This is a genomic window from Pontibacter sp. HJ8, assembly GCF_054824225.1.
Genome location: NZ_JSYF01000074.1, coordinates 1 through 11,563, shown reverse-complemented (window position 1 = coordinate 11,563; position 11,563 = coordinate 1). Strand labels below are relative to the sequence as shown.

The window sequence follows — 11,563 nt, the reverse complement described above, 5'->3', positions numbered from 1 at the left end:
CCCGGAAACCTGCTATTGAACTATAGAAAAAGGGAAATGGTTTCAGGCGGAGGCTTCGCAGCATCCAGACAGTTAGACATTAAAACAACAGCTAATTCAGCGGCAGATGCAAAAATGCCCATTAAAAAGTGTAATTTTGCAGGCCCATTACGAACATGGAAAATATACCACAGCCGGAAGAACAGAAACCCAAGCGCGAGGACTCTTTCAAATCTTACCTGAAGTATTCCGGACTGGCCTTTCAGATGATCGGCGCCCTGGTGCTGGCTGCCTGGGCCGGCGGCAAACTGGACGAAGTGATGGGGAATAAAAATCCCTGGATGACGATCGTGCTGTTGCTGGTAGCGGTGATAGCCTCCATGGTATTGGTCATAGTGTCTTTAAATAAAAAACAGTAGCAAGTGAATTTCATCCGGAACCTCTTGATTTTTACAGGCGTGATGAGTGTGTCCATCGGCCTGCTCGCTCATTATACCGGCACAGCCCTGGTGCATCCGTTCATCTGGTACATTCTCGGGTTTTTTGTAGTTGTGACCACCGGTGCCTATTACATCACCCGCCTGGGCATCAGCTACGATAAGGATAATTTTCAGCTTTATTTCTTCGGATCGATGGGGTTACGGATGATATTGAGTATAGGAGTCATATTTGTGTATGTTTTCCTTTTCTCGGAGAACGAGCTACAGTTCGTTTTCAACTTCTTTGTCTTATATTTTCTGTTTACCGGGTTTGAAATTTACAGCATATTGGCTAACTTCGCACCGCAATTGAAAAAGCACAACGGAGTATAACTTTAGTTTTTATAAAGGTTGCTTCTAAATCTCTCTTAATGAAGAAGTTATTTATTTTACTGTTTTCCTTCCTGACCCTCACTGCTTCTGCAGCGGAACCGGCTGAAGGCGGCGAGTTTAAGCCAGGCGATCTGATCACGCATCACATCGCAGATGATTACAGCTGGCATTTTGCCGATGGGGTTACTCTTTATCTGCCGGTTATCCTGGTTGATAATGGCCAGTTCCAGGTTTTCTCATCCAGTAATTTCTATAACGAAAACCACGAAATTGTTCCATACAACGGGTATGTGTTGAGTCATGGACACATTTACCGGGCAGGTGCTTCCGGTGAAGCTGCAGCTGATCAGGCAGGTCTGCTGGACTTCTCTATCACCAAGAACGTGGCATCCCTCTTTCTGAGTGTAGCGCTGCTGTTGCTGGTGTTCTTTACCATAGCCGGCAGCTACAAAAAGAACGCTGGCAAGGCTCCGAAAGGTTTGCAGTCTTTCTTTGAGCCGATTGTTATCTTTGTTCGTGATGAGATCGCCAAGGCCAACATCGGTCCGAAGTACGAGCGCTACATGCCATACCTGCTCACGATCTTCTTCTTTATCTGGTTCAACAACCTGCTGGGCCTGATGCCTGGTGGTGCCAACCTGACCGGAAACATAGCAGTAACGATGGTGCTGGCACTCATGACTTTGCTGATTACCTTGTTCAGCGCTAACAAAAGCTACTGGAAGCACATTTTTGCCACGCCAGGTGTTCCAACCTGGTTGTCTCCGATCATGATTCCGGTGGAATTGATCGGTGTTCTGACAAAGCCTTTCTCCCTGATGGTGCGACTTTTTGCCAACATCACAGCTGGTCACATCATCATACTCTCTTTGTTTAGCTTGATCTTTATTTTCAAGAGTGTAGCGGTTGGTCCATTGAGCGTAGCCTTTGCAACCTTCATGTTCTTCCTGGAGTTGCTGGTGGCCTTGCTGCAGGCGTATATCTTCACCTTGCTGTCTGCCATGTACTTTGGCGGGGCAGTAGAAGAGCACGATCACGTGGACGACATGGGTCACGGAGACGGTCATCATTAATCTGAATTCTTTTTTTAACTATATATAACTACAATTATGTTATTAGCAATTTTGCTTCAAGCAGCAGCAGTGGCAACTGATTACGGTTTGGCTATCATGGGTGCCGGTATCGGCGCTGGTCTAGTAGCCCTTGGCGCTGGTTTGGGTATCGGTAGAATCGGTGGCTCTGCCATGGAATCTATCGCTCGTCAGCCTGAGGCTGGTGGAAAAATCCAGACAGCGATGATCATCGCAGCTGCCCTTATCGAAGGTGTTGCACTTTTCGGTGTGGTTGTTTGCTTGCTAATCTCTTTCAAAGGCTAGTAATAGCTTTTGCTTGTCTCACGTCCGGGCGTATGGCCCGGACGATGAGATAAAAAGTAGTATGTATAGTAAAGCACTGCAGGCCAAACGCGGTAGTGCCACATAAAAAGACATTACATTAAATTTTCATAAACAATGGAATTAGTAACCCCAGGTGTAGGTTTAATTTTCTGGCAGACAATCACTTTCCTGATTGTGCTGTTCCTGCTTTCTAAATTTGCTTGGAAGCCAATCATGGGCGCACTGCACGAGCGTGAAGCCTCTATTGAAAATGCACTGAGTGCTGCTGAGAAGGCAAAGCTGGAAATGCAAGGCCTCAAAGCCGAGAACGAGAAGCTGCTGGCTGAAGCACGTATGGAGCGTGACAAAATTCTGAAGGAAGCTTCTGAAGCGGGCAATGCCCTGGTAGAAAGCGCCCGACTGAAAGCCAATGAAGAAGGTACCCGCATGATCGCACAGGCACGTGAGGCAATCGAAAACGAAAAGCGCGCTGCGATCACGGAAGTGAAGAACATGGCGGCTGTCCTTTCTGTTGAAATCGCAGAGCGTATCCTTCGCAAAGAGCTGAGTAACCCACAGGCACAGCAGGAGCTGGCGCAGGATTACATCAGAGAAGTAACGCTTAACTAGTACTATAACATAGCTGGTGCTGCCCTCCACAAGAGCACATCAACCATAAAAAAGCAATATGTCAGATATTAGAGCTGCTTCCAGATACGCAAAGTCACTGATTGAGCTGGCACAGGAAAAAGGAATTTTGGAGCAGGTGAACGAGGACATGCAATTGTTCTCTAATGTTGTGGCCAAGAACAGAGAACTGGAGCTGTTGCTGCGCAATCCGATTGTAAAGTCAGATAAGAAGCTGGCTGTGATCAATGCGATCTTCAAAGGCAAGGTAAATGATTTGACTCTGGCCTTCTTTCAAATAGTAGCCCGCAAAAGCCGGGAATCGCTGTTGAAGTCTATTGCCAACGAGTTCAAAGTACAGTACAATGTGTACAAAGGCATCACGGAAGCCCGGGTAACCACTGCCGTGCCGCTTAGCCCTGCCCTGCGGGATGAACTGGGACAGCGCCTGGTCGCCCAGACTGGCCAGAAAATCGAGTTAGAAGAAAAAATAGATCCGTCGCTGATCGGTGGCTTTTTGCTCCGCATCGGTGATTTACAGATTGACAGCTCTGTGAAGTATAACCTGAACAAGCTGAGAAATAAATTTAAAGACAACCCCTATATCAATAAACTATAATCATGGCAGAAGTAAGACCTGACGAAGTATCAGCCATACTAAGAGAGCAGCTATCAAACTTCCGTTCTGAGGCAGAACTGGAAGAAGTTGGTACAGTACTGCAAGTGGGTGACGGTGTCGCGCGTATCTATGGCCTTTCCAAAGCACAGTCCGGAGAGTTATTGGAGTTTGAGAACGGACTGCAGGCGCTTGTTCTGAACCTGGAAGAAGACAACGTAGGTGCCGTAATGCTGGGTGACTACAGCGAGATAAAAGAAGGCGCTACGGTAAGAAGAACAAACCGTATCGCTTCTGTACGAGTAGGTGATGGCATCATTGGCCGTGTAGTGAACACGCTCGGTCAGCCAATCGATGGTAGGGGCCCAATCGCAGGCGAGTTGTACGAAATGCCACTGGAGCGTAAAGCACCGGGTGTGGTATTCCGCCAGCCGGTAAACGAGCCTATGCAGACGGGTATCAAGGCGATCGACTCTATGATTCCGATCGGCCGTGGCCAGCGTGAATTGATCATCGGTGACCGTCAGACAGGTAAGTCTGCCGTGGCAATCGATACCATCCTGAACCAGCGCGAATTCTATGAAAAAGGAAAGCCTGTGTTCTGTATATATGTAGCCGTTGGACAAAAAGCATCCACTGTTGCGCAGGTAGTGAAATCCCTGACAGAAGGTGGTGCCATGGATTATACAGTAGTCGTTGCGGCTTCTGCTTCTGATCCGGCTCCAATGCAGTTCTTTGCGCCATTTACAGGTGCTGCCATCGGGGAGTTCTTCCGCGATTCAGGCCGTCCTGCACTGGTGGTATACGATGACCTGTCCAAGCAGGCAGTAGCTTACCGTGAAGTGTCTCTTCTTCTGAGAAGACCTCCGGGACGTGAAGCTTACCCTGGTGACGTGTTCTACCTGCACTCCCGTTTGTTGGAGCGTGCTGCGAAGATCAACGCATCGGATGAGATCGCCCGTAACATGAACGACCTGCCGGAGTCTATCCGTCACCTGGTAAAAGGTGGTGGTTCCCTGACAGCGCTTCCGATCATCGAGACACAGGCTGGTGACGTTTCGGCGTATATCCCAACCAACGTGATCTCGATCACAGACGGTCAGATCTTCCTGGAAACCAACCTGTTCAACTCCGGTATCCGTCCTGCGATCAACGTAGGTATTTCGGTATCGCGTGTGGGTGGTAACGCGCAGATCAAGGCGATGAAGAAAGTATCCGGTACCCTGAAGCTGGACCAAGCGCAGTTCCGTGAACTGGAAGCGTTTGCCAAATTCGGCTCTGACCTGGATGCTGCTACCCGACTGACAATTGAGCGTGGTCGCCGTAACCTGGAGATCCTCAAGCAACCACAGTTCTCGCCGGTACCGGTAGAAGAGCAGGTAGCCATGATCTACTGTGCTACCAACGGTCTGCTGGATGCTGTACCGGTAAACGAGGTAAGAACTTTCGAAAAAGACTTCCTTCGTACCATGCGTGCGCAGCACCAGGATACCCTGAACGCGCTGTTGGCCGGTAAACTGGACGACGAGACGACAGGGGTGATCAAGCAGGTAGCCAGAGAGCTTTCTGCCAAGTACAAGAAGTAATATTTAGTTATGAGTCAGAGGTTGCAGCCAGATAAACTGCAGCCTCTGACTTTATGCTCATAGCAAACAGAATATGGCAAGTTTAAAAGAGGTTAGAGGCCGCATCGTATCGGTATCGTCGACACAGCAGATCACCAAAGCCATGAAAATGGTGGCGGCGGCCAAGCTAAGACGTGCTCAGGACAACATCCTGCGCATGCGCCCTTACGCCCAGCGCCTGGGTGGGATACTGACTAACCTGTCTTCGCTGACTGAAGGATCAGTGTCAAACAAATACTCAGCGAAGCGTGATGCGAACCGGGTGCTTCTGATTGTAGTGACATCTGACCGTGGTCTGGCGGGTGCTTTTAACTCGAATATCATCAAAGCGGCTACTACACTGGCTAACACCAGGTATAGCAACCAGCTGGAAGCAGGTAATGTAACGTTCCTGACCATCGGCAGAAAAGGCTTTGAGGCGCTTACAAAAAGAAACTTAAAGGTAATCAGTGACTATACAGGTACGTTCCTGAATCTGTCCTTCGATACCGTTCGTGCAGCAGCCGAGCGTGCCATGAGTGGTTTCGTATCAGGTGAATTCGATAAAGTGGAGATCATCTACAACGAATTCAAGAACGTAGCTACCCAGATCGTGCGTACGGAGCAGTTCCTTCCGGTAGAAGAGAATCCTGTGGATGAATCTGCTTCCTCCGTTATTCCGGATTATACCTTTGAGCCTTCGAAAGAACAGATCATCGAAGAGCTGATACCAAAGTCACTCAAGATACAGGTATACAAAGCGGTGCTGGAATCAAATGCATCGGAACACGGTGCCCGTATGACAGCGATGGACAAAGCAACAGAAAACGCAGGCGACCTGCTCAAAGAACTGAAGCTGACCTACAACAGAACCCGCCAGGCGGCCATTACCAAAGAGATCCTCGAGATCGTGGGTGGTGCCGAGGCCCTTGCTTCCAAGTAAGAAGAAAGCAAGTCAAGAGAAGAGCAACGCCCATCAATCCGGTGGGCGTTCTTTTTTTTGATAGATTGGCCGTTATGTTATATTATTGTTAAAACACAGAATTACGTGCCTACTTTGGGATTTATGCATGGTAGGCGTCTTATATTTGAGTAAACCAATAGCATACACATGAACTACATGCAAGTTAAATCCCGACTGACATCCCTGCTGGCACTCGCCGTTGTTTTCGTACTACAAGCCTGTGCCACGACCAGCACCCCGGTTGCTGTAGAGGGTACCAGATTGCAGACTGTAACCGGAGTAGATGGCAGGCCAAAACTGGTAGTAGGCATTGTGGTAGACCAGATGCGCTACGACTTTCTCTACCGTTATTGGAGCAAGTATGGGGAAGGCGGCATCAAGAAACTGGTCACGCAAGGGTTTAACTTCAAAAATAACCATTATAGTTACGTGCCGACCTATACCGGTCCGGGCCATGCTTCGGTGTATACCGGCAGCGTACCTGCTCTTAACGGCATCATCGGCAACGCCTGGTACGACCGAAACACAGGGGCTTCTATTTATTGCGTAGAAGACAAGACCGTGAAAACCGTAGGAAGCACTTCGGATGCCGGCCTGATGTCACCTAAAAACCTGCTGACCACGACCGTTACCGATGAGCTGCGCCTGTCAAACAACATGCAGTCAAAAGTAATAGGTATAGCCTTAAAGGACAGAGGAGCGATCCTTCCTGCCGGGCATACCGCCAACGGTGCCTACTGGTTCGATTCTCCATCGGGCAACTGGATCACCAGCACGTTCTACGCCAATGAACTGCCGCAGTGGGTGCAGGAATTCAACGGACAGAAACACGGCGACAGGTTACTGGGAGAGGTATGGAACACGCTGTTGCCGATCGAGCAGTACACCGAAAGCACAGCAGACGACATGCGCTGGGAGCGTCCGTTGTCCGGCGAAAAAAGTCCTGTGTTCCCGCACAACATACCTGCCATCCGGGGCAAAGACTATGAGTTGATCCGCTCCATACCTGCCGGAAACACGATTACAAAAGATTTTGCGCTGGCGGCGATACGCGGTGAACAATTGGGCAAAGGCAGCCATACCGATTTTCTGGCGCTCAGCTTCTCGACACCCGATTACACAGGCCACTCATTTGGTCCTAACTCCATTGAAGTGCAGGACATCTACCTGCGCCTGGACCGGGAACTGGAGGAACTGATCAATGTGCTGGAAAAAGAGATCGGCAAAGACAATGTCCTTATCTTCCTGACCGCTGATCACGGTGCCGCCCACGTGCCGGCGTATATGAGCTCCCTGAACATCCCTGCCGGGGTAGCGAATTCTAAAATATTGCAGGATTCTGTGGAAGTGTACCTCACTAAAACATACGGAAAAGGCAAATGGGTAGAGCGCTATACCAACCAGCAGCTATACCTGAACCGTAAGCAAATTGAGGCCAGGAAGCTCGACAGAACAGAAGTACAGAACAAAGTAGCCAATTATGTGCTGCGTTTCGAAGGCGTAGCCAGAGCCATAGCAGCAGACGCTATTCAGCAGACAGGCTGGACCGGCGGGCTGATGTCCCGTATAGAAAGTGGCTACAACGCGCAACGTTCCGGAGATGTGATCGTTGTGTTGCAGCCGGGCTGGTTTGAAGGCTATGGCAGCGGAGAACCCAAAGGAACAACCCACGGCTCGTACGCCAACTACGACACGCACGTGCCGCTGGTATGGTATGGCTGGAAAGTAAAGCCAGGCGAGAGCTCTGTAGAAACAGCGGTGGCAGATATTGCGCCAACAATTGCTTCCTGGCTCTACATACAGGAGCCAAACGGAAGCGTAGGCAAGCCCTTGCAAGAGTTAATGAAGTAATAATTCAGGTGCCGGGCCAGTAAATCCGGCATGCTTTTAAGTATATTTAGTAAATGATGGAGACTACAGAAAGAAATAACCCATGGCATAGCGTGAGCTTCGGTGAAGAAGCCCCAGCGGTAGTAACTGCCATAATAGAGATTCCGAAGGGTTCGAAAGCAAAGTATGAGTTGGATAAGGAAAGCGGTATGCTGAAGTTGGACAGAGTCCTTTTCTCTTCGGTAAACTATCCTGCCAACTACGGCTTTATCCCTAAAACTTATTGCGACGACAAAGACCCGCTTGATATCCTAGTGATCTGCTCATTGGATGTGGTTCCGATGTGCCTGATCGATGCAAAAGTGATCGGCGTGATGCGTATGATTGACAACAACGAAGAAGATGATAAGATCATAGCCGTCGCCAACAACGACATGTCTGTGCGTCACATCAATGACATTTCCGAATTGCCACCGCACACCCTGCTCGAAATGCGCCGTTTCTTTGAAGACTACAAGAAACTGGAGCACAAAGAAGTGATCGTAGAGCAATTCCTGGGCCGCGAGCCGGCGTATGAGATCATCCAGCAAAGCATTGAATTATACAATGCGACATTTGGTGAGCCTCAGCCAAAGAACATGATCTAAACTTTTTACTTTTCCTGTAAAGCCTGACGTAGATTAAAACCTGCTTCAGGCTTTTTTCATTTACAGGCAGATTTGTCTGCGGGAGCAGAAGTTACGAACTTGCAGGAAGGTATGGAAGAACGACAAACCATAAAGAGCAGCCGCAGACACCCGGTATCCGCACTTCTGCGGGAACTGGTAGAAGCGCTGCTGTATAGCAATGTGTTCATTTCTGCCTGCGCCTTCTGCCTCACCATCGAAACCTACCTGCTCACCGGGGTAAAGGTGTCTATACCCATGGCTGTCTTTGTGTTCCTGGCCACCCTCTTTACCTACAACCTGAGCAGCCTGCAAAGCGTGCTCCGCGGCAGGTATAGCGCAGCGGCCAAGCAGCAGTTACCGTGGGGACTGCGGCACAAGAAGCTGCTGGCAGTGCTGGGTGTGGCTGGCGTGGCGGGTGCTGCCCTGCTTTACTTCGTCTACGGACTCCAGGTAAATCTTTGGTTTGTGCTGCTGCTGGCCCTCATCTCGGTAGGGTATACCGTGCCGCTCTACGTTAAGCGGAAGCAATTGAAGCCACTCCGGAATGTGCCCTTGCTGAAGGTGTTCCTGATCGCGTTTGTGTGGTCGGCTGTCACGGTTTTTTTCCCTCTGGTCGATGCCGGGGTGGATGTATCGGAGGCGCCCGTGCTGCTGCTCTGGCTGCGCCGCCTGCTCTTTATCCTGTCGCTGGCTCTGCTCTTTGATATCCGGGACTATACCTACGACCGGTACACCCGGACACTTACCTTCCCCGGGCTCATAGGCGAAGGCTATACCCGACTTCTGTCATTGGGGCTGCTGGCTTTATATGCGGTGCTGGTCCTTTTTATGGTGCAGGACAGGGCGCTGCTGATCAGCCTGATCAGTAGTGGCGCAGTAGCCGGCCTGATCGTATGGCATGCATCCGAAGACAAACCCCGCATCTACTATGCCTTGCTGGCAGATGGCGCCATGCTCGTTCACTTTGCCTTCGTCTACCTGGCTACTTCCTGATGACAGGTCAGGTGCTGAAAGGCCTGTGGCAGGTGGTCAATTACATCAGATGCAATCAAGGCGATCTCCCCGACAGAGGCCTTCGCCAGATCTCCCGCCAACCCATGCACATATACCCCCAGCAGGCAGGCATCTTTAAGGCTATACTGCTGCGCTACCAGTGCCGTGATGATACCCGTGAGCACATCGCCGGTACCGCCTGTAGCCATACCTGCATTGCCGGTGGTGTTGAAGTAGATATCCCCTTCCGGCGTACCAATGGCAGAATGACTGCCTTTGAGTACCACATAACAGCTGTATACCCGGCAAAACTCCCGGAGTTCTTCCAGCCTGTCATATTCGTTTTTGGTTTTGCCTACCAACCGCTCAAACTCTTTCGGGTGCGGGGTTAAGATCACCTTGTTTCCGGGAAGCTGGGTTTTCAGCTTGTCACTGCCGGCAATCAGGTTGATGGCATCTGCATCGATCACCAACGGAGCATTAGCCGTGGCCAACAGCTGCCCCAGCAGGGTTTTGGTGACGCGCTCTGTCCCAATACCGGGTCCTATACCCAATGCGTTGTGTTTGTTGATAGTATCCGGCAGGTGAGACAAGTGCTTCCGATTGGTATCGGGCAGCAGCATCGCTTCGGGCACTGCCGTCTGCAGCACATCATATCCTATACCGGGCGCCTGCACCGTGAGCAGCCCGACGCCACTCCGCAAGCATGCTCTTGCTGCCAGCACGGCTGCTCCTATCTTTCCATAGCCGCCGCAGAGCAGAAGCGCATGCCCATACGTGCCTTTGTGCGAGAATTTTTTCCGGGGCTTGAGCAAAGCCTGTACTTCTTGCTGGGTGATAAAATAACTGCTCGTCTTTACTTCTGACATATAAGCAGGGCTCAGGCCGATCGGAACTACATGCCACTCGCCCACATAAGCCTCATGCTGCGGCAGAAAGAAAGCCAGTTTCGGCAGCTCAAAGCTTACCGTGTAGGTTGCCTGCACCACGGCGCCTTCGGCAGGCGTCTGCTTATCGGTGTAGAGTCCGGAAGGAAGATCGATGGCTGTCAGGCAGGCACCACTTTTATTTAGCATAGCGATCACTTCCGCAAACAAACCTGTCACCGGCCGTGACAAGCCTGTTCCGAATAAAGCATCTACCACGCATGATGCAGCAGGTATAGCCGGCATGTCCGCTGCACTTTTTATGGAATGCTGCTTTACTTCCTGCGGCAGCCGCTCCAGGTTTACCTGAAAGTCCGGAGAAACTTTGTTGCCTTCTCCTACCAGGTATACCTGCACGTCATACAGGCGCTGGTGCAGCAGCCGGGCGACAACCAGTCCGTCGCCGCCGTTGTTGCCGGGGCCGCAGAAGATGTGTACCGGCCGCTGGGTGGTGAATTTATTTTCATACCATCCCGCAAATGCTCTGCCTGCCCGTTCCATCAGGTCCGCCGAGGTGATGCCTTCCTCCCGGATGGTTTGCGCATCAGCCTCTCTTGTCTGTATAGCAGATAGGATTTTCATATGTGTTTTCTATACTTTAGAAATTTAAGATGGTTGTTGTGGTTGCTTTTTCCAGGAAGGACAACAGCTACTATTAGGGAGGATTTACTTGAATTTAAGGAATACTTTTCTTTATCCATCTTAGCTGCGTACTGCGGTTGTTGCTTTAGCAACCTGGTATTGTTTCATAGCTTCGCCTGTGCGGCGGGCACTTACTTTTTTCCTTGATGAAAAAAGTAAGCAAAAAAATCAAGACGCTCCAAACTCGCTGACCGCTCGAACAGTGGAGCGTCACAAAGTGCACTTGGCTCAAGATGTTGCTTTGTAGTTTCTGTTGTAAGTATGCCTTGCTATACCTGCCAGCTAGACCTATCTGCTATACCTGCCAAACAGCAGTAGCATTAAGTCCCCCTTCGAAGGGGCAGGGGGATGACTAATCAGTGGCTATGCAACAAGAGCCGTCGAACTGGAAAAGCAGGCTCCCCGCCTTCAATAAGGAGGGGCATGAGTGGTTGGACTCAGTATAGCCATCTCATGAACTGTTCTAGCTGTAGAGGCAGTTGCTAGCGACCTTCTCCCAGTCCTTGGGTGGAGCGCCTTGTAGGTT

12 protein-coding genes are annotated in these 11,563 nt (G+C 50.3%); 11 read left to right on the top strand and 1 reads right to left on the bottom strand.

Annotated features, from left to right (window positions below):
- The first annotated feature begins 155 nt into the window (after positions 1–155).
- From OB13_RS04560 to OB13_RS04510, 11 genes are all read left to right on the top strand, one after another.
- On the top strand, positions 156–398 hold the full coding sequence (locus OB13_RS04560; protein ID WP_461488967.1) for an AtpZ/AtpI family protein: 243 nt from the start codon (positions 156–158) through the stop codon (positions 396–398).
- Between the two features lie 3 nt (positions 399–401).
- Complete coding sequence (locus tag OB13_RS04555; protein ID WP_461488966.1) at positions 402–791, top strand: hypothetical protein; 390 nt, start codon at positions 402–404, stop codon at positions 789–791.
- A 38-nt stretch (positions 792–829) separates the two neighbouring features.
- Entirely contained in the window at positions 830–1,864 is a 1,035-nt protein-coding gene (atpB, locus tag OB13_RS04550) for a F0F1 ATP synthase subunit A (RefSeq protein WP_461488965.1), read from the top strand.
- Positions 1,865–1,900: 36 nt separating this feature from the next.
- Positions 1,901–2,167, top strand: a complete 267-nt coding sequence (gene atpE / locus OB13_RS04545) for an ATP synthase F0 subunit C (RefSeq protein ID WP_461488964.1) — start codon at positions 1,901–1,903, stop codon at positions 2,165–2,167.
- 135 nt (positions 2,168–2,302) lie between these two features.
- The gene (locus OB13_RS04540) at positions 2,303–2,797 is read left to right on the top strand and encodes a F0F1 ATP synthase subunit B (protein WP_461488963.1); all 495 of its coding nucleotides are present in this window, start codon (positions 2,303–2,305) and stop codon (positions 2,795–2,797) included.
- A 58-nt stretch (positions 2,798–2,855) separates the two neighbouring features.
- Complete coding sequence (atpH, locus tag OB13_RS04535; protein WP_461488962.1) at positions 2,856–3,413, top strand: ATP synthase F1 subunit delta; 558 nt, start codon at positions 2,856–2,858, stop codon at positions 3,411–3,413.
- A gap of 2 nt (positions 3,414–3,415) precedes the next feature.
- A complete protein-coding gene (gene atpA / locus OB13_RS04530) occupies positions 3,416–4,996 on the top strand; it encodes a F0F1 ATP synthase subunit alpha (RefSeq protein ID WP_461488961.1) in 1,581 nt (526 codons plus the stop codon).
- Positions 4,997–5,069: 73 nt separating this feature from the next.
- Positions 5,070–5,957: an ATP synthase F1 subunit gamma gene (atpG, locus tag OB13_RS04525; RefSeq protein ID WP_461488960.1), complete on the top strand. Its 888-nt coding sequence runs from the start codon at positions 5,070–5,072 to the stop codon at positions 5,955–5,957.
- Positions 5,958–6,125: 168 nt separating this feature from the next.
- Positions 6,126–7,829, top strand: a complete 1,704-nt coding sequence (pafA, locus tag OB13_RS04520; protein WP_461488959.1) for an alkaline phosphatase PafA — start codon at positions 6,126–6,128, stop codon at positions 7,827–7,829.
- A gap of 53 nt (positions 7,830–7,882) precedes the next feature.
- Positions 7,883–8,455 carry an inorganic diphosphatase gene (locus OB13_RS04515; RefSeq protein WP_461488958.1) on the top strand — a complete coding sequence of 191 codons (573 nt, stop codon included), beginning with the start codon at positions 7,883–7,885 and terminating at the stop codon, positions 8,453–8,455.
- Between the two features lie 111 nt (positions 8,456–8,566).
- Positions 8,567–9,469, top strand: coding sequence for a UbiA prenyltransferase family protein (locus OB13_RS04510; protein WP_461488957.1), 903 nt, complete (start codon positions 8,567–8,569; stop codon positions 9,467–9,469).
- Here the strand turns inward: OB13_RS04510 and OB13_RS04505 are convergent.
- Positions 9,451–10,977 carry an NAD(P)H-hydrate dehydratase gene (locus tag OB13_RS04505; protein ID WP_461488956.1) on the bottom strand — a complete coding sequence of 509 codons (1,527 nt, stop codon included), beginning with the start codon at positions 10,975–10,977 and terminating at the stop codon, positions 9,451–9,453. The two genes, OB13_RS04510 and OB13_RS04505, sit on opposite strands and share 19 nt — an antisense overlap.
- Between the last annotated feature and the right edge of the window lie 586 nt (positions 10,978–11,563).